At 37.4% G+C, this 24,541-nt stretch carries 16 protein-coding genes; 15 read left to right on the top strand and 1 reads right to left on the bottom strand.

Annotated features, from left to right (window positions below; all coding sequences use genetic code 11):
- The first annotated feature begins 19 nt into the window (after positions 1 to 19).
- From L2B55_RS17210 to L2B55_RS17170, 9 genes are all read left to right on the top strand, one after another.
- Entirely contained in the window at positions 20 to 1,555 is a 1,536-nt protein-coding gene (locus L2B55_RS17210; RefSeq protein ID WP_237847438.1) for a SusD/RagB family nutrient-binding outer membrane lipoprotein, read from the top strand.
- Positions 1,556 to 1,582: 27 nt separating this feature from the next.
- Positions 1,583 to 2,359, top strand: a complete 777-nt coding sequence (locus L2B55_RS17205; RefSeq protein WP_237847437.1) for a DUF4397 domain-containing protein — start codon at positions 1,583 to 1,585, stop codon at positions 2,357 to 2,359.
- Between the two features lie 130 nt (positions 2,360 to 2,489).
- The gene (locus L2B55_RS17200) at positions 2,490 to 5,030 is read left to right on the top strand and encodes a family 20 glycosylhydrolase (RefSeq protein WP_237847436.1); all 2,541 of its coding nucleotides are present in this window, start codon (positions 2,490 to 2,492) and stop codon (positions 5,028 to 5,030) included.
- A gap of 11 nt (positions 5,031 to 5,041) precedes the next feature.
- Complete coding sequence (locus L2B55_RS17195) at positions 5,042 to 6,859, top strand: glycoside hydrolase family 9 protein (protein ID WP_237847435.1); 1,818 nt, start codon at positions 5,042 to 5,044, stop codon at positions 6,857 to 6,859.
- Positions 6,860 to 6,966: 107 nt separating this feature from the next.
- Positions 6,967 to 7,551 carry a polysaccharide deacetylase family protein gene (locus tag L2B55_RS17190; protein ID WP_237847434.1) on the top strand — a complete coding sequence of 195 codons (585 nt, stop codon included), beginning with the start codon at positions 6,967 to 6,969 and terminating at the stop codon, positions 7,549 to 7,551.
- Between the two features lie 252 nt (positions 7,552 to 7,803).
- Positions 7,804 to 10,749: a serine hydrolase domain-containing protein gene (locus L2B55_RS17185; RefSeq protein WP_237847433.1), complete on the top strand. Its 2,946-nt coding sequence runs from the start codon at positions 7,804 to 7,806 to the stop codon at positions 10,747 to 10,749.
- 47 nt (positions 10,750 to 10,796) lie between these two features.
- A complete protein-coding gene (gene murQ / locus L2B55_RS17180; RefSeq protein WP_237847432.1) occupies positions 10,797 to 11,600 on the top strand; it encodes an N-acetylmuramic acid 6-phosphate etherase in 804 nt (267 codons plus the stop codon).
- A 45-nt stretch (positions 11,601 to 11,645) separates the two neighbouring features.
- Positions 11,646 to 13,154, top strand: a complete 1,509-nt coding sequence (locus L2B55_RS17175) for a sodium:solute symporter (protein ID WP_237847431.1) — start codon at positions 11,646 to 11,648, stop codon at positions 13,152 to 13,154.
- A gap of 55 nt (positions 13,155 to 13,209) precedes the next feature.
- A complete protein-coding gene (locus L2B55_RS17170; protein WP_237847430.1) occupies positions 13,210 to 16,035 on the top strand; it encodes an FAD-binding and (Fe-S)-binding domain-containing protein in 2,826 nt (941 codons plus the stop codon).
- A 59-nt stretch (positions 16,036 to 16,094) separates the two neighbouring features.
- On the opposite strand, the gene L2B55_RS17165 is transcribed toward L2B55_RS17170, so the two are convergent.
- A complete protein-coding gene (locus L2B55_RS17165; RefSeq protein ID WP_237847429.1) occupies positions 16,095 to 16,838 on the bottom strand; it encodes a DeoR/GlpR family DNA-binding transcription regulator in 744 nt (247 codons plus the stop codon).
- A 336-nt stretch (positions 16,839 to 17,174) separates the two neighbouring features.
- On the opposite strand from L2B55_RS17165, the gene L2B55_RS17160 reads away from it, so the two are divergent.
- From L2B55_RS17160 to L2B55_RS17135, 6 genes are all read left to right on the top strand, one after another.
- Positions 17,175 to 17,624 (top strand): hypothetical protein, encoded by a 450-nt coding sequence (locus tag L2B55_RS17160; protein ID WP_237847428.1) that lies wholly within the window; start codon positions 17,175 to 17,177, stop codon positions 17,622 to 17,624.
- Between the two features lie 226 nt (positions 17,625 to 17,850).
- Positions 17,851 to 18,420, top strand: coding sequence for an RNA polymerase sigma factor (locus tag L2B55_RS17155; protein ID WP_237847426.1), 570 nt, complete (start codon positions 17,851 to 17,853; stop codon positions 18,418 to 18,420).
- The gene (locus tag L2B55_RS17150) at positions 18,404 to 19,675 is read left to right on the top strand and encodes an outer membrane beta-barrel protein (RefSeq protein ID WP_237847425.1); all 1,272 of its coding nucleotides are present in this window, start codon (positions 18,404 to 18,406) and stop codon (positions 19,673 to 19,675) included. Before L2B55_RS17155 ends, L2B55_RS17150 begins: the two co-directional genes overlap by 17 nt.
- Positions 19,676 to 20,039: 364 nt before the next feature.
- On the top strand, positions 20,040 to 20,813 hold the full coding sequence (locus L2B55_RS17145) for a polysaccharide biosynthesis/export family protein (protein WP_237847424.1): 774 nt from the start codon (positions 20,040 to 20,042) through the stop codon (positions 20,811 to 20,813).
- A 36-nt stretch (positions 20,814 to 20,849) separates the two neighbouring features.
- Positions 20,850 to 23,204: a GumC family protein gene (locus L2B55_RS17140; protein ID WP_237847423.1), complete on the top strand. Its 2,355-nt coding sequence runs from the start codon at positions 20,850 to 20,852 to the stop codon at positions 23,202 to 23,204.
- Positions 23,205 to 23,266: 62 nt separating this feature from the next.
- Positions 23,267 to 24,535, top strand: coding sequence for a nucleotide sugar dehydrogenase (locus L2B55_RS17135; RefSeq protein WP_237847422.1), 1,269 nt, complete (start codon positions 23,267 to 23,269; stop codon positions 24,533 to 24,535).
- The last annotated feature ends 6 nt before the right edge of the window (positions 24,536 to 24,541 follow it).

The following is a 24,541-nucleotide window of genomic DNA, read 5'->3' as shown; positions in this document are numbered from 1 at the left end:
TTAAATCTGAAATTAGAAAATGAAGAAAATATTCTATTCAATCATAGCAGCTGCCGGTATTATGGTTACTGCAACCGGTTGTGAAAAATACCTTGATGTAAATGAGAACCCTAATGGACCTCAGTCGGTATCTCCCAATTTGTACTTAGCTTCTATGGAATCCAATTTGGCATTGGGTGTCCAGTATGATTCACGATTCTTGGGTAAATACGTTCAGAATTTTGTATCAAATTCTGCAGGTGATACTTGGGATCGACATGGTTACCAGGCCGCAAGTGATAACTCAGGGCAGCAATGGCGTAGTGTTTACTGGAAGATGGGTATTAATCTTCAGGATATGATTAACCTGTCATTAGCTCAAGAGCGCTGGGACTTGGCAGGTATTGGTTATGCCTTAAAGGCATGGGGATGGCAATCGTTAACAGATTATCATGGTGAAATAATTATCAAACAGGCTTTTGATCCAAAACGCGATGTGTTTGATTATGATACCCAGGAGTTTGCTTATTCTGAAGTGAGAAGACTGTGTGATTCAGCTATGGTTTTATTAAATCGAACTGATGGAGCAATCTCAGCTGATTATGCCGCTAAAGGAGACCTGATGTACAAAGGGGACCGTAGCAAATGGATAAAGTTTGTTAACGGGTTATTAGCCTTAAATGCACATCACCTATCAAACAAATCAAGTTATGATCCTGCTAAAGTTATTGAATATGTGGATAAAGCTTTAGCTTCAAATGCTGATGATGCCAGCGTGCCATTTAATGGAAAAGTGAATGATGATACCAATTTTTTTGGCCCATTGCGTAATAACCTTGGCACATTCCGTCAGTCAAATTTTATACTTAGCCTGCTAAATGGTTCTGTTTTTGGAGGGGTTACCGATCCTCGTTTAGCGTTAATGCTTTCATCTTCTCCTGATGGAGCATATTATGGTTTGAATCCGAATGCTGGTTATGGGACATTAACCACCAATCAAAGACCAAACACACTTTGGGGTACGGCTGCCGCCACTACTGTTGGGGCGGGTAAATATTTGTTTAACAATGATGTTCGTTTTCCATTAATGACCTATTCTCAGCTACAATTCATTAAAGCAGAAGCGGCATTCTTGAAAAACGACAAGGCAACGGCATTGGATGCTTACAAAAAAGGCATTGATAGTCATATTGACTTTGTTAACCAATACACTTCTGTGGCAGCAAATCAAATTAAAGCAGCTGATAAAAGCACTTTTCTTGGCAAAACAGCAATTGTGCCAACAGATGCTAACAGCTTAACATTAAAAATGATTTTACTGCAAAAGTACATTGCTCAGTTTGGTTGGGGCTTTACTGAAACCTGGTGTGATTTACGTCGCTATCATTATGATAGTAACGTATTTACAGGATTTACTCTTCCTGCATCTTTATTTCCTGATAATAACGCCAAACCCGCTTACCGTTTCAGACCTCGTTATAATTCAGAGTATGTTTGGAATGCAGCAGCCTTAAAGGTGTTTGGAGGGCTAGATCTTGATTACCATACTAAAGAAATGTGGTTTTCTCAGCAATAATGAATGTTAACTCGAAAGATTAAAATCATGAATAATTTTAAAAAGCTATATATATTAAGCCTAATAGCGGGGGTGTTTGTTAATACTTCTTGTAAAAAGGACGGTATAATTGATCGTGCCGAATCAGTAAATGGCAATGCATTGTTGAAAATCTATCACTTATCTCCAGATGCACCTACATTGAACTTTTATGCCAATAATCAAAAGATTACAGCAGTAGGGCCGAACACAGCTGGAGCTGAGCAGGGGATTGCCTTTTCAAGCATTTTTCCTGGCAAAGAGTATTTCGCTTTACCGGCAGGTACATCTGCATTTAAAGCTGTTGTGCCGGCTTCCTCAACGGTTTTGCCTGGAGCGGTATTAAACCTTGGTTCTGCCGAGTTTAAAGCCAATTCGCGTTATAGTGTGTTTGTTATAGGTAAAATGAGTGAGGCTTCCACTTTAATTATCGAGGATGATGTAAATGTTCCAGATCCAACTAAAGCTTACATCAGGTTTATAAGCACTATCCCAACAGAACAAAAGTTGGATGTAACCTATACACAAACTAATGTAACTCCTAATGTAAAAGGAACTGTTTTTTCAAGTGCATCCTATAAAGAGATTAAGGGTTTTCAGCCTATTGAACCCAGCGGTGTTTATACTTTGACATTGGACACAACTGCTACTACAGGGAAAGTTTTAGGAACCTTCAAGGATTTTGTGCCGGTGGCAGGACGTAAATACACGCTAATTTCAACTGGAATATTAGGAGGGACTGGTTCCCAAGTGCCTAACTTAATTAATAGTACCAATAAATATTAACGGTATCTTAATTAATAAGATTTCTTAAAGCGCCTCAAACTTCGGTTTTTGGCGCTTTTTACTTGTGTTTTTACAGTTGTTTGGGCTCATATGTTAAAGAAAAAGCATAGAAGTTTTCTATATTAATGAAATGAAATTCTGGATAGTAACAATTTGGACTGCTTTTTTAAGTATTTCGACCTTTGCTCAGTCGGTCAATAAATTCAATACCAGTGATTTGTATATTGAGTGGAAATTGATTGATAATAACTACAAAGGTCAGGTTAAATCGCTGTGTCAGTTTGAAATAAGTAATAATGGCATTGAAACTCTACCTAAATCTGGCTGGAATATTTATTTCAGTTATATGAAAACCATTGATATAAACTCTGTGGATAAAAGAGTTAAGGTTGAACGTGTTAACGGGGATTTATATCGATTGTTCCCGTCAGAATTTTTTAAATCTCTTCCTCCCAAAGATAGTCTCCATATTTCTTTCGTAACCAATGGTCAGTATGTAAACTTTACAGATGTTCCGGCTGGTGTATACTGGGTTTGGGATTCTGATAAAACTAAAGGCATAGCATTAAAAAAATTTAAGGTTTTACAGCCAACAGAAAATAAATTATTTCAAAGTCCAGAAGTGCTTTATGAGCAAAATAAATCAATTGAAGTGCTTGATGCGGATCACTTAATAAAGGTTTTCCCCAGTCCGGTTTCTTACAAGGAAACAACCGGTAGCTTTTCATTAAGTAGTGCTTCGGGTATTTTTACGGATGCAACATTTCGTAATGAGGCTGAATATCTGGCAAATGAGATCGAGAACTTAACCGGCAAAAAATATAATCCTTCCGAATCAGCAGTGGTAGGAAAAGCTATTCATTTTCAAAAGGTTGATGGTTTGCCAAGTGAGGCTTATCGTTTAAATGTAAGTGCTGAAGAGGTGAAAATAGAAGCTTCCTCAGCTTCAGGCGCTTTTTATGCAGTTCAGTCATTGAAAACATTAATGCCATCAAATGCATGGAAGCAAAAACAATCAAAGCTCAATATTCCCCTGGTTTCAGTTATTGATTCTCCGCGTTTTGCCTACAGGGCCTTTATGCTGGACGTTGCCAGGAATTTTCATGCCAAGGAAGAGGTGTTAAAAGTACTTGACTTAATGGCCCTGTATAAGTTGAATATACTGCACTTTCATCTATGTGATGATGAAGCCTGGCGGTTGGAAATTCCTTCCTTGCCAGAATTAACACAAATTGGTGCCAAGCGAGGTCATACTATTGATGATAAAGAAATGCTTCGTCCAGTATATGGGGCTGGTCCGGATGTTAATGAAGGTTTAAATACCGGGTTTTATAGTAAATCTGATTTCATAGAAATCCTCAGGTATGCAGATGAGAGGCATATTCAGGTAATCCCTGAAATTGAAACTCCTGGTCATGCACGAGCTGCCATAAAAGCTATGGATGCTCGCTATGAGCGTTTAATGAAAGAAGGTAAAACGAAAGAAGCTGAAGAATTCATGCTGCGTGATGTGAATGATAAATCGGTTTATCTTTCTGCCCAATATTATAATGATAATGTGATGTGTGTAGCCATGCCTTCGGTTTATCATTTTCTTGGAGAGGTGGTTGAGGAGATCAAAGAAATGTATATGCAGGCTGGAATTTCATTAAAATCCATTCACTTTGGAGGAGATGAGGTTCCTGTTGGTTCGTGGCAAAAATCACCCATTGCCCAGCAGTTAATTAAGAATACTCCCGGTATGAAAACTACAGACGACCTATGGTATTATTATGTGAATAAGCTTGATGAGTTAGCCAAATCTAAAAACATAATATTGTCAGGCTGGGAAGAGATTGCTTTACGAAAGACCGCCATCGATGGCAAAAAACGATTTGTTCCCAATCCCCAGTTTAGCGGTAATAATTTTCAGGTAGATGTATGGAATAATGTGATTGGGGGTAGTTATGAAGATTTACCTTATCGACTGGCTAACGCCGGTTACAAAGTGGTACTCGCCTGTGTAAGTAACTTTTATTTTGATTTAGCTCATGTTAAATCGGCTGACGAGCCCGGTCACCGATGGGGAGGTTATGTTAATATTGATAAACCATTTGGTTTTATTCCTTTTGATTATTACCGAAATTCCACGCAGGATGCTAATGGTAATCCGGTTAAGCAAACGTTGTTTGTAGGAAAAGACCGTCTTACAGATTATGGGAAATCAAACATCATTGGCATTAAAGGCCTATTGTGGACAGAAAAAATAAAAACTCCTGAACGATTGGAATACATGCTATTGCCAAGGCTGTTAGGATTGGCAGAGCGTGCATGGGCTCAGGATCCTCGTTGGGCTCAGGTAAAAGATAGTGTCGAATTTTACAAAATGTATAATCAGGCATTTTCTACGTTTGCTAACGTAATAGGAAAAAGAGAGTTGCCCAGGTTGGATTACTATTCAGGGGGGTATCAATACAGAATTCCTCCTGTGGGGGCAGTAATTCAAAACGGAAAAGTAATGGCCAATATTCAGCTTCCCGGCTTTAAAATAGTGTATACTACCGATGGTTCAAATCCTAATCAGAAGAGCGCTGTGTATAATCAACCTATTGAATCCAAGGGTACTATTAAACTTCAGGCCCTGGATTCTAAGGGACGTGGTGGAAAAATAACAACGCTTGTGAATAACTAATTTTAATTAGAATGAAAAAGTATGTATTAGTTAAACAAGTCGCAATGTTGATGATAGCAATCCTTCTTCTATCATTTAAAAATGACGACGATACTAAAGAATGGATTCGTATCAATCAACTGGGCTATACTCCATTAGGTGTAAAGGTGGCAGTTTGGGGATGTTTATCTCAAGAAAAAATTGACGAGTTCGAGTTGGTGAATGCTATTGATGATAAGACGGTTTTCAAAAACAAGGCAGGAAAGGCGTTTGGTGCCTACGGTCCGTTTAAGGAATCATATCGATTGAATTTTACTTCATTCAAACAAACCGGTAGTTTTTATCTTAAGGCAGGAAAAGCCAAATCTCCTGTATTTAAAATTTCTTCTGATGTGTATAAAGGAACAGCTGATTTCGCTTTGCGCTACATGCGTCAGCAACGAAGCGGTTTTAATCCTTTTTTGAAAGACTCTTGCCATACTACTGATGGGTATACAATGTATGGGCCAATGCCTGATTCTACGCGCATTGATGTTTGGGGTGGCTGGCATGATGCTTCTGATTATTTACAATATGTAACCACATCGGCTAATGCTACCTATCATTTGTTGGCGGCTTATCGCGATTTTCCTGCTGTATTTACTGATAAATATTTGGCCAACGGGATAGATGGAACAAACGGAATAAAGGATGTATTGGATGAGGCAAAATGGGGGATTGATTGGCTGTTGAAAATGCATCCACGTGCTGATTGGATGTTTAATCAATTGGCAGATGATCGGGATCATCAAATTATGCGTTTGCCAAATGAAGATAAAATTGACTATGGATTAGGAGGAGGAAAAGGTCGTCCGGTGTATTTTGCAACAGGTAAGCCTCAGGGTTTGGGTAAGTATCAAAACAGGTCAACCGGAGTGGCTTCTACTGCCGGAAAATTTGTAAGTGTTTTCGCTTTAGGTGCACAATTGTATAAGGGAAAGGATGCTCAGTTAGTGCAGTTATTGCAAGAAAGGGCATTGTCGGCGTATTCTCTTGGTGTTCAGAAGCCCGGAGTTTGTCAGACAGCTCCAAATAGGGCACCTTATTTTTATGAAGAGGATAACTGGGTTGATGATATGGAATTGGGTGCTGCAGCTCTGTTTCAACTAAATGGAGTTAAGAAATACTATAACGATGCTTGGAATTACAGCATGCAAGAAAAAGTTACTCCTTGGATGGGGGCAGATACGGCCAGGCATTATCAATGGTATCCGTTTCATAATTTTGGACACGCCGAACTTGGTAAAAAAGCAAACGCTAAGGATCGTGCGATTTTAACAGATTACTACAAACAGGGTATTTTGAGAGTTGCTGAAAAAGCCTCCCAAAACGCTTTCAACAGAGGGATTCCGTTCATCTGGTGCTCAAATAATCTAACCACATCTTTTGCGATTCAATGTTCATTGTATGCAAGATTAACAAATGATAAGTCATTTGCAGAGTTGGAGCAAGCCAACTTCGATTGGCTTTTAGGGTGCAATCCATGGGGAACTAGTATGGTTTACGGGTTGCCGGGCAATGGTGATACTCCTAAGAATCCTCATTCAGCATTTACACAACAGCATGATTTTCCAATTGATGGAGGCTTGGTGGATGGTCCAGTTTACGGGACAATCTATAAAGGTTTGAAAGGGATAAAGCTTTATCAGCGGGATGACTATGCAGTTTTTCAATCGGATTTGGCTGTTTATCATGATGATTATGGTGATTACAGTACCAATGAGCCCACAATGGATGGGACAGCATCGTTGATCTACTTGCTTGCCGCAAAAGAACAAGGGGCTCAGGAGGAGTTCCTTAGAAAAAAGTAGTTGATACCTATGGAGCAATAATAAGGGGTGATACTTTAAGGCATGAAATCGCACTGGTATTTACCGGAGATGAATACGCCGATGGAGGTAGTTTTGTACATAAAACCTTGCAAGATGCCAATATTAAAGCTTCGTTCTTTTTCACGGGACGCTTTTACCGTAATCCGAAATTAAAATCGTTGGTAAAAAGATTGCGGCGTCAGGGTAATTATTTGGGTTCGCATTCTGATGAGCATTTGTTGTACTGTGATTGGATGAAACGAGATAGCTTGTTGATTAACTATAAAAAGTTTGTTGATGATTTGACAAATAGTTATGTAGCTATGGCTCATTTTGGAATTAGTAAAGATGATGCAAAATTCTTTCTGCCTCCATATGAATGGTACAACACCTCGATTGTTCATTGGACTAAGGAGGAAGGGTTGCAGTTGATAAACTTTACACCTGGTACACGATCTACGGCTGACTATACCTGGCCTGAAATGGGTAAGCAGTACCTGAGTTCAGATGAAATTTATAAATCAATTCAGAAAAAGGCTGCTTCTGAAAATGGATTGAATGGTTTTATACTGCTTATACACATTGGAACCGACCAAAGAAGAACAGATAAGTTCTATCATTATCTGCCAGGATTGATAAATGAGCTTGTAAAAAGCGGCTACAAATTCGTTCGTATTGATGAGTTGCTATGAAGTTAATTACATAGATAGTTTAAGTGTAAGTTGAATTGCGGTTTTGTGCGTTTTTATTTTAATGAAATGCATAAAACAAAATTTAATTTTTACATTTGTCATATTGAGGGCGTATTGATGCAAATTAAATAAGTGAATAGGCGTTAGTTTGCGTTGTTTTGCAGGTAAGAGATTAGACGTTTTGAAGTAGGGAAGAGCTGGGCGGCTTATTGGATTGTTTAAAAAACGAATAGTATATAACATACAGAAAGTATGAAGAAAAAATTGATGTTAGGTTGTATGGTAAAGCAATGTTTATTTATTGTTTTATTTTTTTGCACTACTGCTGCCTTCGGGCAGCAGTTTTTGCAGCCTTCTCCAAGGGGCAATTTTTGGGTAGACAGTGTATTCAAAAAACTGTCTAAAAAGCAAAAAATAGCCCAGCTTTTTGTTTTGAGAGCCTCTGAACGTAAAGGCAAAGAAGTTGTGTTTTACGAAGAAGACATCGCAAAGCATATTAAAAAATATAAAATAGGTTCTGTTTGCCTATTTCAGGGAATAGCCGAGCAACAAGCTGAGTTTCTTAACAGGATGCAGGGAATTTCATCGATTCCATTGATGGTTTGTGTTGATGGGGAAACTGGAGTAGGAATGCGCTTTTCTGACGTGTCTCCATTTCCGGATCAATTAACGATTGGCGCTGTTGCCGATGCGGCAGTCGCTTACAAAGTGGGGAAATCCATTGGCGAACAATGCAAGCGTATTGGTATTCATGTAAACTATGCCCCGGTTGTGGATATCAATAACAATCCGTTAAATCCAGTTATCAACTTCAGGTCATTTGGTGAAGATAAATATAAAGTTGCCCTGTTCGGTACCCAGTTGATGAAAGGTATGCAAAATGCCGGCGTAATGGCCTGTGCTAAGCATTTTCCAGGCCATGGAGATGTTTCAGTTGACTCACATTATGATTTGCCAGTAATCAATAAATCATTTAATCAGTTAGATTCTCTAGAGCAGTATCCATTTAAAAAGTTGATAAATGAAGGTGTTGGAAGTGTGATGGTAGCTCATTTGTACATTCCTGCAATTGATACTACTAAAAATCAGGCAACTTCACTTTCTCAAAGAAACGTGACCGGTTTGTTGAGAAATCAGCTTGGATTTAAGGGTCTTACTTTTACTGATGCACTTGAAATGAAAGGTGTGGCTAAGTTTTATCCGCAGGGCGCTGCCGCAGTGCAGTCATTGATTGCCGGAAATGATATGTTGTGTTTACCGGGCGATATAAAAGGAAGTATTAAAAGCACTTTAAAAGCCATTCGTCAGAAGAAACTTACGAAGGCAGAGGTTAATGAAAAGGTTAAAAAAGTGTTATTGGCTAAGTATAATTTAGGGTTAGATACCTTAAAACCTATTCAAATCGCTCAGTTAAAAGAAGATTTGAACAAAGATGTAGCCGTAATTAAGCAAAATGTTTACAGGCAGGCAATCACATTATTAAAACAAACTGATTCCTCGTTAATTCCATTGAATAAAGTTAAAAGACTTGCTTACGTAGGATTTGGCCTTTCTCAATCAAATTCCTTTGCAGAGCAGTTACAAAAGGAGTTTAAAGTGGATTGCTTCTACTTCGACTATCAGGCAAGTGAAGAGCAAGCAGCAACGCTTATTCAAAAACTTGCAAAAGGTTATGAGGCAATAGTATTAGGGGTGCATCAATACAAAAAATACCCTGCTAATAATTTTGGAATCAGTAATGTGGCTTTGTCGTTATTAACCAAGCTTCAACAGCAACCTAAAACGTTAAGTTTGGTTTTTGGTAATCCGTATTTAATTGCCAAAATGCCCGTTGCGCAAAATTTGGTGGCTTGTTATGAGGATGATCCTCTCATGCACCAGGTTGCAATTGATTTGTTAACAGGAAAGATTACGGCCAAGGGTAAATTGCCTGTAACTGTTTCAAATGAATATGTTTATGGAAGTGGAATTACCAATAATTACTACTTTCCTGTTTCAAGTCCTCAGGAAGCAGGTTTAAACCCCAAAACGCTAACAAAAATTGATTCTATTGCAGCAAATGCAATTGAAAAGGGTGCAACTCCTGGTTGTGTTGTTTTGGTGGCCAGAAAAGGCAAAGTTGGGTTTTTAAAAGCTTACGGAACCACCAATTACAACTCAACTGAAAAGGTAACTACCGAAACGGTTTACGACTTAGCTTCGGTTACAAAAACCACAGCAACTACCATGGCTGTGATGAAGGTTTATGAAGAGGGTAGGTTGAATTTAGACGCCCCCATTGGTTTATATGTTCCTTGGCTAAGTAATGCTGAAAAGGCGAAAATTAAAGTAAAGGACCTTTTATTACATCAAGCTGGTTTGGTTTCCTTTATACCGTTTTATAAAGAAACCTTAGATGCATCAGGTAAGCCAAAGTCGGGTTATTACAGCAATTCTCCATCAGAAGCTTATAGTGTGCGCATTGCCGAAAATATGTACATGCGTAAAAGCTATTTAGATACTATCTATAGTAGAGTTGATAACAGTAAACTTGGTGTGGCAGGTAAGTACATCTACAGTGATAATGATTTTATTCTACTGGGTGAAATTGTTGCCAGTATTACTAAGCAATCGCTAAGTGATTATGTCCGCAATACGTTTTATCTGCCAATGGGTATGACGAGTACTTCATTTTCGCCATTGCAGCACTTTCCTGTAGAGGTTATTGCTCCAACCGAGAAGGAAAAGTATTTCCGTTTGCAACAATTAAGAGGTGATGTTCATGATCCCGGAGCAGCTATGTTCGGTGGCGTTGCCGGTCATGCCGGATTGTTCAGTAACGCTTATGATTTGGCACAGGTTTACCAAATGCTGTTAAATGGAGGCGAGCTAAATGGCATACGATACCTTAAAAAATCGACAATTGATTTATTCACTTCATATCAAAGTGAGATCAGCAGAAGAGGATTAGGGTTTGATAAACCTGAAAAGGACAATGCCACCAGTAAAGCTCCCTATCCATCGTTAAGTGTATCACCGTTAACCTACGGGCATACAGGTTTTACGGGCATTTGTGTATGGGCCGATCCAAAATATGATTTGTTATACATTTTCTTATCGAACAGAGTTTGCCCTGATGGAGGAGATAATAATAATTTGGGTAAGCTGAATGTTCGTCCTGATATACAGGAAGTGATTTACCGTTCCTTAGTGAACTGAAATAAAGAATTTTAAACGATTAATTACGAAATCTTAATAGTAAAGCAATGGAGTTGACGACAGAGAAAGATTCAAATTACAATCATTTGGAAAAAATGACCATGCGCGATATCATGGTTAATATCAATAATGAGGACAGGTCAGTGCCAGATGCTGTGGGTAAGGTAATTCCTCAAATTGAAAAGCTTGCAACTGTTACCGCTCAAAAGATGAAGGAAGGAGGGCGTCTGTTTTATATTGGAGCGGGTACCAGTGGGCGTTTAGGCGTTCTTGACGCATCTGAATGCCCTCCAACATTTGGTGTTCCGTTTGATTTGGTTATAGGAATTATTGCCGGAGGAGATAAAGCAATTCGTAAAGCGGTTGAATTTGCTGAGGATAATATCGAGCAAGCTTGGAAAGATCTTTTGGAGTATGATATTAACGAGAAGGATGTGGTTGTTGGTATTGCTGCTTCAGGAACAACACCTTACGTAATTGGCGGACTGCAAACTGCTAACAATGTGGGTATTTCAACCGGATGCATTGTTTGCAATATTGGTAGTCCGGTTGCTGCTCTTGCCAACTACCCTATAGAGGTTGTCGTTGGGCCTGAGTTTGTCTCAGGTTCCACACGCATGAAGGCCGGAACAGCACAAAAGCTTGTTTTGAATATGCTTAGCACCTCTGTTATGATTCAGCTGGGAAGGGTTAAAGGAAACAAGATGGTTGACATGCAGTTTACCAACCATAAGCTTTATAATCGCGGCATCAATATTATCATGAAAGAAACCGGCTTGAACAGGACGGTAGCAGCAGAATTGCTTGAAAAACACGGAAGCGTACGTAAGGCAATTAGTGCTGCTAAATAGGGCAATCATCAATCAGGTGTTAGTTTAAAAGAAAAACAATTTATTATGTCGTCGGTAGCTTTGCTTTGCTTTCTGATAGGGTATTTTTTGCTCTTAACAATTATCTCTTATGTAACTTCAAAGGGCTCATCAGATAATTCGAGTTTTTTTATTGCCAACAGAAACTCAAAATGGTATTTCGTTGCTTTCGGAATGATTGGTACCGCTTTATCAGGAGTGACATTTATTTCCGTGCCAGGAGCGGTACACAACAGTGGTTTCGGTTATTTTCAGTTTGTTCTGGGAAATGCAGTTGGATTTATACTTGTGGCAACGGTTTTACTCCCATTGTATTATCGTATTAATCTAATATCGATTTATACATATTTGGAAGAACGATTTGGTTTCTGGAGCTATAAATCAGGAGCAATGATTTTCCTGATATCACGAACAATAGGTTCAGCCTTTAGGCTATATCTTGTCGTTATCGTTTTGCAGAAGTTTATTTTTGATGCATGGAATGTTCCGTTCTGGGTAACTATTGCCATTTGCTTGCTTTTGATTTTTTCTTACACTTTTAAAGGCGGACTTAAAACAATTATTATTACTGATACTTTACAAACCGTTTTTCTTTTATCATCAGTAGTCTTATCAATTTACTTTATTTCAATAAGTCTCAACCTGAATGTTGCTCAAACAATTGAAACTGTAAAGAGCAGTACATATTCTCAATTATTCTTCTGGGAGGATTTCATGGGTAATAAGAATCACTTTTTGAAACAATTTTTAGGCGGAATCTTTATCACCCTAACCATGGTAGGGCTTGATCAGGATTTGATGCAGAAAAATCTGAGTTGCAAAAACATTGGTGAAGCTCAAAAGAACATGCTCACCTTTACCGGGATTTTTGTGATAATGAATATCTTCTTTTTAAGCGTGGGAGCATTGTTATATACCTATGCAGAGGCCAATAATTTATCAGTTGCTGCCTTAGGGACTCCTGATCACCTTTTCCCTGAAATAGCCTTAAAACATTTAGGAGCATTGCCGGCAATTGTATTTATGCTGGGTTTAACTGCAGCCACTTTCGCTACTACTGATTCAGCTTTAACGGCTTTAACCACTTCTTTCTGTGTTGATTTTTTAGGTTTTGCTAAGAAAAAGGATCAGGACGAAAAAAAGCTGGTGAGAGCTCGTCATACAGTGCACATTGTTTTTTCAGTAATTATGCTACTGGTTGTATTAATATTTAAGGTGCTGAATGACGATTCTGTAGTAAATGCAATATTCAAAGCTGCAGGATATACATATGGGCCCTTGCTTGGCTTGTTTGCATTTGGTATGATTACCAAAAGGTCTATTGCCGATAAATGGGTTCCGTTTATTTGTATTGGTTCGCCGATTATTACTTACCTGGCGGAACAATTTGCCAAAGCTTATTTCGGGTATTCAATGGGGTTTGAGCTAATTGTAATTAACTCATTGGTTACCTATTCTTTATTGTTGATGATAAGCCGTCAATCTAAAGCAGTATTTACAAGCAAAACTATTATTACTCAGGAAGTGGAAATATAAATCATTAATTTTATCAATTAGTTAACAATAATTATTGATTTAGCAAACCAATTGAATGGAGATTGGAAAAGAATTAGAGTCGATTTTACCTAAAGATCGTATTAAAACCCGTCTTATAGATTTGGTTTCTTACGCCTCTGATGCAGGATTTTATCACCTGCAACCCAAAGCCATAGTATTGCCGCAAACTGAATTGGAAATAATTCGTTTGTTTGAATTTTCTCATCAAAATTCAATACCGCTAACTTTTCGTACTGGTGGCACCAGTTTGTCAGGCCAGTCGATTACAGATGGTATTTTGGTCGACTTGAGCCAGTATTGGGATAGGGTTACTATTGAAGAAGATGGGATAACGGTACGGGTACAACCCGGTGTGATAGGTGCAATGGTAAATGCCCGTCTTAAAAACTATAAAAAGAAAATTGGTCCGGATCCATCAAGCATTAACTCTGCCATGATGGGTGGCATTCTTTCCAATAACTCTAGCGGAATGTGCTGTGGTGTGGTTAACAATTCGTATCATACTACAAAGTATATTCGTTTTATCCTTCCTAATGGAAAGGTGTATTCTACAGAGCGAAAGGAAGACTACGGCCGATTTGAAATTGAGTGTCCGGAGATTTACGAGGGTATAAAATCATTACGTCAATCTATAGTCGGGAATGAACGGCTGACGGCCTTGGTGCGGAGAAAATATAAAACTAAAAACACAGTAGGCTATTCTGTCAATTCATTTATTGATTACAATGAACCACTGGATATTTTAGCCCATCTTTTAATAGGGGCCGAAGGTACTTTAGGGTTTATTGCAGAAGCTGTTTTGAATACTATTGCTGATTACCCGTATAAAGCTACTTCTCTACTTTATTTTCAAACTATTTACGATGCCTGTCAGGCCATTGTTCCTTTGACTGTTGCCGGGGCAGAGGCTGTTGAGCTGATGGATCGTGCTTCATTGCGGTCAATAGAGCATATTAAAGGAGTTCCTGAGCAATTAAAATCGTTGCCAGAAACGGCCGCGGCATTATTGGTTGAGTTTCAGGATAACAGCCAGGATGAATTAAAAAGTAAAGTCGATAAATTTTTAGCAGTATCATCAGGAATATCACTGATTAATGCTCCTCAGTTTACAACCAATCAGACTGAGCAAGATTTTCTTTGGAAATTGAGAAAAGGTATGTTCCCCGCTGTAGGAGCAGTGAGAGCTAGCGGAACTACGGTCATTTTGGAAGATATTGCATTCCCAGTTGATAAATTAGGGGACGCTATTCTCGACTTGCAGCAGTTATTTACTGAGTTTAGGTATGATAATGCCATTATTTTTGGACACGCCAAAGATGGTAATATTCATTTTGTTGTAACGCAGGCGTTTGATTCGGAAGCGGAGATTGAACGTTATGATCGCTTTTTAAACAAAGTGGTTGAACTTGTGGTGAACAAGTATGACGGAACATTGAAAGCTGAACATGGAACGGGTCGTAATATGGCCCCATTTATTGAAACTGAATGGGGGGGCGAATTGTATGAGGTGATGAAGCAACTTAAATCAGTTGTCGATCCTCATAATTTGCTCAATCCCGGAGTTATTATTAATGCGGATAAAAAAGCACATATAAAAAATCTGAAAGACCTGCCGCAAGTTGAAGAAGAGGTAGATAAATGCATCGAATGCGGCTATTGCGAGCATAAATGCCCGAGCAGAAACCTCACAATGACTCCTCGCCGGAGAATTGTTGTTAGAAGGGCACTGCAGAATTTGAAAAAGTCGGGAGATAGTGGATCATATCAACAATTGTTGCAGGAATATCAGTACGATGGTTTGGATACCTGTGCTGTTGACGGATTGTGTGCAACTGCCTGTCCTGTCGATATTAACACGGGTGATTTAGTGAAGAGACTTAGAAGGGAAAATCATGGAGATTTCTCCAATAGCATAGCTTTGTTTTCTTCAAAGAATTTCACAACGGTTAGCACTTTGGTAAAGGCAGGGCTAACAATAGGAGATGGGGTAAATAAGGTGTTTGGAAAAACCACTATGACCAATCTTACTGGAGCCATTAAAAAAGTGGTTCCAGCAATGCCATTATGGTCAGAGCAACTTAAGGTTAGTAATTCAGCATCTTATAAGAATAAAAGCATTCAATTGGACAATGGAACAGTTGGAGTAGTTTATTTTCCAACTTGCATTTCAAGAGTAATGGGCGCTTCGGTTGATGGAAAAAAAAATACCATTGAGGCATTTATGAGTGTAGCTCATAAAGTGGGTATAACTTTGCATATTCCTGAAGAAATTGAACACACCTGTTGTGGACAGATTTACTCATCCAAAGGATTTGCAAAAGCTTACGAGCATAAATCAAATGAGATGATTGAAGATATTTGGCGCTGGACTGATGGCGGCAAATGGCCGGTTGTGCTTGATATAAGTTCTTGTACTTACACACTTCACCATTGTCGGTCGGTGTTGACTGAAGAGAATAAGAGAAAATTCGACAAGTTGAATATTATTGACAGCGTTGATTTTTTGGCCGACTACGTTTTACCTAAAGCACAGATAGTAAAGAAGAAAAAAGAAATTGTTTTACACCCTGTATGTTCGCTGCAAAAAATGGGTTTGGTAGGTAAGTTCCAGTCAATAGCCAATCAATTGGCCGAATCTGTAACAACACCATTATCAGCGGGTTGTTGCGGTATGGCAGGCGACAGGGGCTTTTTATTTCCTGAATTGACCAAATCTGCAACTCATATTGAAGCTATAGAAGTAAAATGCAAGGAATACGAAGGCTATTATTCAAGTGCTAAAACTTGTGAAATGGCTATGTCAGAAGCAGTTGGTAAAAACTATGAATCAATCGTTTATTTGTTAGACGAATGTTTGTAAAACGCACCCATAATTAAACCTTAATAAAAACCCTCGGACTTAAGCCGAGGGTTTACTTTTTATAATACTTCCACAGAAGCTGAATAGCCTTTTAATGCGTTATTCGTCACGTCTAAATCAGTAATTAAGTAGTGAATGGCATTTAGGTTACAAACCTTCAGTTTTTGTGTTGACTCTAATTTTTCAGCAATACTTACAATTGCAGTTTTGCGGGCAGCCTTTATCATGGCTTTTTTAACCTGTACGGCTTCCCAATCTGAGTCAGTAAGGCCATTTTCTAGTGAGAGACCGTTTGTTCCTAAAAGGCAAAGATCCACCTGGATTTCGGAAAGCTGATTGATCACTTGAGATCCTATGGTAATATGAGCACTAGGAGATAGGTGGCCGCCAATGAGTATTACATCACTTGTCGACCCTTCAACCAGTTCAAGCGCTACCAAAGGACTAATGGTGAAAAAGGTGCATTTTATGTGTTTAGGTATTGCTCTGGCTATTTCAATCATAGTAGTACCACCACCGGCTAAAATAACCATTCCGTCTTCAATCAGGCTTGCTGCTTTTTTTGCAATTATCTTCTTAGCTTCTTTGGCATAGGTTTCATTATCGGAAAACGGGAAGTGGAATGATTTTGATAAGGCTCCTCCGTAAACTTTAATAATCTTGCCATTTTCGGCTAATTCATTTAAATCTCTTCTTACAGTATCTTCCGAAACATTCAGTTGCCGGCTTAGATCTGTTGAAAGTACTTTATTGTGAAGGTTGATCTGCTTTATTATAAATGCCTGACGTTCTTCTTTTAGCATGCTATTCTATTAGTTTAATGGATAAATATAATTGAAATTTGACAATTACAATTCTTCCTTACTTCTCCTACTGTCAATCTCAATCACCGTGGGGCATTAGTTTTAATGAATGGTTTCATTTTAATTCATTGATTTTTAGTGTTGTATTGCGATTCTTTAAGTTTTTATTTAGGTAGCTGTAGCATTTTCTTAGGGTTGTGCGTATTGATAAATGTAGCCGCTGATTTATTTGCGCGGAGTAGGACTTCGGTTACATGCCTTCTGTCGACAGGTTGGTGCTCTCCCCGGAATTTTCCGGAAAAAATTAAGAAACATAATTCTGATTAAGAGAACAACATGAAAACAAACTTAATAGCCATAGCAACTATAGCTTTTGCCTTTACGGCATGTAACGATAATGATGATGTAAAACCTGAAGCAGAAGTACCTCAGGGTTCATGGAAGTTAAAAGCTTTGCATCATTTTGATAAAACCGGGAAAGATTCAGCCATAACCAATTTGCCAAACAGTACGGTGTTAATTTCGTTTGATAAGGCTAATAACCTGGCCGCTTTTAATGGCAAACCTGAACAGGTTATCATTAACGGTTCATATAAAATGGAGGGCGATTATAAACTTGTTCCTGGAACTGTTTCGTCTGATAAATCAGCCGCTTCTGAAGGAGATATAAAAACGATCGACTTTTTGAAGACTGGTTACAAATATGATGTTAAGAAAGATTCAATAATTATTTACGCAAAAAATAAGGGTTATATGGTTTATAGTGCCGTAAACCCATTAAAATAATCGGTTTAGATTAGTTGTAAGCAACGAAGGTTGAGCATTACAGATGACACAGTCTTTCATCCTGCTTAAAAAGATGATTGTCAATATTTTGTTAGCGTGAGCAAAATGTTCGTCTGTGTGCTCAATACTTTGTTTCTTTGCACCGGTTAATTAATTAAGGTAGAGATTTTTAGAATGATTGTTTTATTTACAAGAAATACACCTGTTTCTTAGCAGTAGTTACTAAATGATTAAACTGAACCAGCTTACAGATTCGGAAATCATTGAACGTTGCTGCAAAGGGGATGCGCGGTATCAGGAAATGCTTTACAAACGTTTTTATGGCTATGCAATGGGCGTATCCTTGCGCTATAGCATTGATCGTGAGGATGCTTTGGAAGTTGTAAATGATGCATTTTTGAAGATTTTCGATAAGCTGGCTCAATTTGATGCTCAACGTTCATTTAAACCCTGGCTTCGTAGGATTATAGTTAATCAAACCATTGACAGAAAACGCAGCCTATTGAAAAAGGAGGCTGAACAACCGATTGATGAAGTTGCAGAGCCGTTGTGGCAAGATGCCGATGCAATCAGCTCGCTCGGTTATAAGGATATTTTGGAAATGCTGGATAAACTGCCTTCAATACAATCTGTCATATTCAATATGTATGAAATTGATGGGTACACGCATGACGAAATTGCGGAAACTGTTGGAATTACAGCAAGTAGCTCTAGAGTTTATTTGTCGAGGGCAAAAGAAAGATTAAGAAAACTTATTGGAGAACTTAATACGGAAGGCTATGGAAGAGCGGTTTGATAAGTTATTATCGGAACAAATTCGTTCTGTATTTGATCAGTATGATGATGGTTTAGCTAACGAAGGGTGGAATAAACTGCTTGAAAAGAAGCAGGCTGCCGAGCGAAAAAATAAAAAGGTGGTGCCACTATGGTTGTTAAGTATAGTTTCAACTGCTGCTGTGCTGACTTTTTTTGTACTAAATCTTAATTATCTAAAAAATGATAAGGTAAATGCTCCAAATAATGCCTTTAATACAAAGCATGTTACTAAAAGGGAAGTAAAGGCTTTGACTCAAAATTTAGAGGAAGGGTATAGTGAGAAAATAAAGACCTTTACTAATGAAGAATCAGTGCTAATAACCAGTTCATCTAATTCAAAAGCTAAAGTGCAAAGGTCTAATGGCTCTTTAATTGAGAAATACAATGAGCCTGAGGTTTTTAATAAAGCTGATGTTGTTGATGAAAGGTATTTCCTTGTTTCTTTAAGTCCGCAGCCTCTTGCAAATGAGCAATTGCGAACTCCTGAAATTATCCAAAGAGAATTGAGAACAATCTCTAAATCACCCCAGCCAATCGTAACCAATAGCATAAAAGAATATATTGCGGGAGAAACTAAGAACAAAGAAGGCGTAGATTTTTCAATGATGGCAGGCTCATTTATGAGTTATGCCAAAGGATCTTCGGGGAATAATTTGGGCTACAGAGCAGGTTTCGATGTTGATATTCCAATTTCTCCTAAAGTTCAGATAAATACTGGTCTTAGTTTGGGGAACCAGTCTTTGGCATTTAATACCACTAATACCACCCATTCATTGCCAGCCGCAGTGGAAGCAAAAGCCTATAAAATCAATACGGTTTCCAATGTTTTATCAGCCCCAGAGAGTTATAAAACGAGCATGTTGGCCGTTGATTTGCCAATAAATGTAAAAATCGTTTTTCCAGAAACAAAGTATGCATGGTTTATAAGCGGAGGGTTTAGCAGTTATACTTATTTAGACGAATCCAATTCAACAGTTTATTCCGCCTACCCATTTGGTGCCGCATCTGCTTTTGATGCAACATCTAAGTTTGAGACAGAAGAGAATACAGGGAAAGTTTTTTCTCGATTTGATTGGTTTAAAACTTTGAATCTTTCATTTGGGGTTAATTATGCACTGAAAAACAGTAAGTTACAGGTTGAGCCGTTTGTAAAATACCCACTTTCCGGTATCGGTGCAGATCAACTGAAATGGAACTCTGTTGGGTTGAACTTAAAACTTTCGTTTTCAAATTAAGTCAACCAATAGTTATTTAAACTAGCTATTTATTACAAATCATTCTTATGTACATAACTTATTTGATGTGACTTATAAAAAGGTCATAAAAGCTTATCTATCTTGTTGATAGAAGCCAATCTTCCCGTGCCAATAGAGGTTGTTCTCATTAAATTATTATGAAATTATTAAGAAAATAACATTGGTGTTTCAGAACTTATAGTTTTAAACCAGGTCACGGTTTTGATAATTTTAGGGTAAATAAACTTCTTCGAATTTTCATTCCTCTTATACTTTTAAGAAACATGTTACTTAAAATTTAAATTGGTATATAAATTGATTATACATAAACAAAAGCTTATGTATTAAATCATAATCAAATACCATGAAATTTACGCGCATTCTATTCTCCAAAATTCTACTCTTTTTTACTATTGGCATAACTTCATGCGCTTCAACTGAGAATATCCCTTATTTTAAGGGTGCAGGGATCGATTCAAAAGCAACTCAACAAGCGATAAATAAATATATTCCTAAAATTCAGCCAAATGATATTCTTTCAATAAGTATTACCAGTTTAAATGCGGAAGCAACGAATATGTTTAATCCGCAATCTGTCGTTGGGAACTCAAATTCACTTGAACTTAGACAAATAGATGGTTATCTTGTAGATAGAAGCGGCTCTGTTGAAATTCCTATAATTGGCAGAATAAAGGTGGAAGGCTTGTCTACAGATGAAGCAAATGAATTGGTAAAATCAAAATTGGTTGACTATTTAAAAGAGCCATCTGTAAAAGTAAAGTTCTTAAACTTTCGTATCTCAGTATTGGGAGAAGTTGCACGTCCAGCGATTTATAATATTACTAATGAAAAAGTAACATTGACTGAAGCATTGAGTATGGCCGGAGACATAACCATTTATGGTATAAGAGAGAATGTTTTGATAATTAGGGAAGAAAACGGCGTACGGCAATTCGGACGTCTTAATCTGAATCAAACTGATATATTTAACTCACCCTATTATTATTTACACAAAGGTGATGTAATTTATGTTGAACCAGGTCCGCGTAAAGTATACGCCAGTGAAAACAGGACCTACCAAATGTTAACGATTTTAATTGGGTTGTTAAATGTTGTTGCGATATATGCTCTTAAGTAATTAATATCCTTGTAGTTTTATCTAAATACGCTCAAAATGATTTTTAACTCCTCACAGAATAGTGCTGAACCTGAAATTGGATTCAAGGATTTTTTTGAAAAATGTCTTAAGAAATGGTATTGGTTTGTATTATCTGTTTTATGCTGCTTTATATTGGGATGGAGTTATTTGAAAATTACACGTCCCCAATACCAAATCACCAGCTCAGTGCTTGTTAAGCAAGAACAAAAAAGTTCAGAAAAAAAAGAAAGTGTTCTTGAAGAATTAAACGTATTTAACGATAGTAAGCTCATTGATAACGAGATGGAAATTGTTAAGGCTCGATTGTTAATGGAAAATGTTGTTAATGATCTAAACTTAACAGTTAACTATTATTTGATAGAACCTTTTACCTGGGAACGTTTCTTCAAAGGGCCATGGAGAAGTAGAGAAATTTATAAAAATGTTCCGATAAAGGTAATTCCTCAATCTCTTGAGGATTATGCCTATGAAAATGAATTGGAGTTGGTAGCTATTGACAGCTCCTATTTTAGGATTTTAAATGGAGGCGGAAGTTCACTTTATAAATTTGGCTCAACTGTTCATAACGAGTTTGGTAGATTTAGAGTGGATCGGGTTTTCTATTCTGCCGATGCATTTAAAAGCTTTCGAATAAGATTCAAATCCAACGCCAAAACTATAGAGGATTATCGGGATAAATTGTTAGTAGCTCCAGCAAGTGAAAATGCCACGGTGTTTAATATCAACTTATCTGAGTCACTTCCTGATAAAGGGATTGATATTGTTAATGCCTTGGTTCAGGAGTATAATAAGAAGAAACTGGAGGTAAAGAAAAGAGAAGCATTAAAAGCACTTACTTTTCTGGATAATCGATTAAAGCTTTTGTCAGGAGAGCTTAAAAATGCCGAAGAGAATGTTGAGCAGTATAAAACAAGTAAAGAAATTACCAATATAAGTTCAGAGTCGGCTATATTATTAGAAAAAGTAAAAGAAAATGACCTGATGCTAAACCAAGTTGATAATCAACTTAAAATGTTTGATAATATTGGATCTTCCATCAGTTCCGGGCAACCAATCCCATCATCATTATTGTCTGATAATAAGGTGTTACAAGATAAAATTGGTCAACTTAATACCATGGAACTGGAAAAAGCCCGTCTTTTGCAGAGCATGGGAGAAAAAAATCCTTTAGTTGAGACAGTTAATGAACAAATAAAGAATAGTCGTGAAAGCATAGATGCTGATATTCAGCAGATAAAGAGGGAACTGCAGATAACCAGAAGTAATTTACAACGAAATAATTCCAAATTTGATGCTTCTATTCGTTCAGTTCCCCTGAAAGAAAGAAATTTGGTAACTGTTGAAAGGCAGAAAAACCTAAAAGAAGGACTTTATATTTACCTTCTCCAAAAGAGAGAAGAAACTGCATTGTCTTACGACACAAAAGTGTATGATAGTAACCTGATTGACCCTGCGCACAGTAGCATTTTACCAATTAGTCCGGTTCCGTTGAAAACCTATTTGATCGCGTTTGTTTTAGGGTTAGCCATTCCAGTGATAAGTTTTTGGTCTAGTTCATTGATTGGCTCAGAGAAGGTAACAGATCAAAGATTAATATCAAGTATAACTCAAGCGCCTGTGTTGGGTGTGATTGGTAAAAATCATTCTAAAGACAGATTGGTGGTATGGCCTGGAAGTAGAACAGTAATTTCTGAGCAATTCAAGTTTTTAAGAACCAATTTACTTTATGTAAACAAAGGGCTTGAAAGAAAATTTATTTTAGTAACTTCTAGTGTAAGTGAAGAGGGCAAAAGTTTTGTTTCTTTAAATCTTGCCGCCAGCATTGCTCTTACTGGTAAGAAAGTTATGTTGATTGAATTTGATTTGCGTAAACCAGATTTAAGCGCGGATGTAATAAAAGGATATACCAAAGGGATATCTGATTATTTGAAGGGACAGGCTACTAAAGAAGAGATTATTCAACAGAGTGACCGATTTGACGACCTATTTTTTATCGGTTGTGGAACAATTCCTAATGATCCTGCTGAATTATTATTAAATGACCGGTTGAATGATATGATGAAGTATTTAGAAGAACGATTCGATTGTATTATAATGGATTGTTCGCCAATAGGGTTAGTATCAGACGCGATGGTTGTTGAAAAGTTTGCTGACATGTCGTTGTACATAATTAGATATAATCATACCTATTATCAGCAATTAAAGAATATTACTGAATTATACTTATCGGGTAAATTCAAAAATATGGGCATTGTTTTTAATTCGGTGGATACTAACAATGGATATGGCGGTAATTATGGTAAAAATTATAAAAACTATTACTCAGAAGATCCGAGTCATAAAGGGTTATTGGAACGATTTGTTTCATAGTCCATATACAGAATACAGGTGTTATTGGTAATAATTAAAACCAGAGATTGTAAAGTTAATTTATGAATATTTCAGACTCTAAAATTGCGATTATTGGATTAGGCTATGTAGGCCTGCCTCTGGCTGTAGAATTTGGAAAACAATATCCTACCGTTGGATTTGATATTAATACAGAACGAATTAATGAGCTTAACGCAGGCCATGATAGAACTCTTGAGGTTGAGGGAGCTGAACTTAAGGAATCAAAAAAATTAAAGTTTGCATCAGACCTTAAAGAGATCGCAAAGTGTAACTTTTTTATCGTTACAGTTCCAACGCCGGTAGATGAGTTTAAAAATCCGGATTTAAGACCACTATTAAAGGCAACGGAAATGATTGGAGGAGTTCTGAAAGCAGGTGATATTGTTGTTTATGAATCTACGGTTTATCCTGGCTGTACGGAAGAAGACTGTGTTCCGTTGTTGGAAAAGGTTAGTGGATTAAAGTTTAATACAGACTTTTTTGCCGGATACTCACCTGAGAGAATTAATCCTGGGGATAAAGTGAACACACTTCGTACTATTAAAAAGGTGGTAAGTGGAAGTAATCCGGAAGTAGCCCAAAAAGTTAAAACATTATATGATTCTATAATCGACGCCGGAACATTTTTGGCGGCATCAATAAAAGTTGCCGAGGCGTCAAAAGCAATTGAAAATGCTCAACGTGATGTTAATATTTCATTCGTAAATGAGCTTTCATTGATTTTTGATAAAATGGGAATCGACACTCACGATGTGTTGGAAGCCGCAGGTACCAAATGGAATTTTCTGAAATTCAAACCAGGACTTGTTGGTGGGCATTGTATCGGTGTTGATCCATATTATTTAATGCACAAGGCCCAAAGCTTAGGGTATTATCCGCAAGTAATTCTTTCAGGAAGAAGGATTAATGACAATATGGGCATGTTTGTTGCCAATAAAGTAGTAAAGCTGATGATCAAGAAAGGTCATAAGATTGATGGATCAAAAGCCTTGATTTTAGGAATAACTTTTAAGGAAAACTGTCCGGATATAAGAAATTCTCGTGTTGTTGATATTTATAGGGAGTTAAAGCAGTTTGGTCTTTCGGTTGATGTTTATGACCCTTGGGCTTGTAAATGTGAAGTATTAGAGGAATACGGGGTTAGACTTTTAGAAGATTTAGATGGGAAAAATTATGATGTAATAATACTTTCTGTTGCTCATGAAGAGTTTAAATGTTTAGAATATAATAATTTAACGCATAACAAATCATCTGTGATTTTTGATACCAAAGCATTTTTAGACAGAGAATTGGTTGATGCTCGCTTGTAAAATTTG

Source organism: Solitalea lacus (genome assembly GCF_022014595.1).
GTDB lineage: Bacteria > Bacteroidota > Bacteroidia > Sphingobacteriales > Sphingobacteriaceae > Solitalea > Solitalea lacus.
The sequence above is the reverse complement of the archived record's forward strand: the minus strand, read 5'-3'. Positions and strand labels throughout refer to the sequence as shown.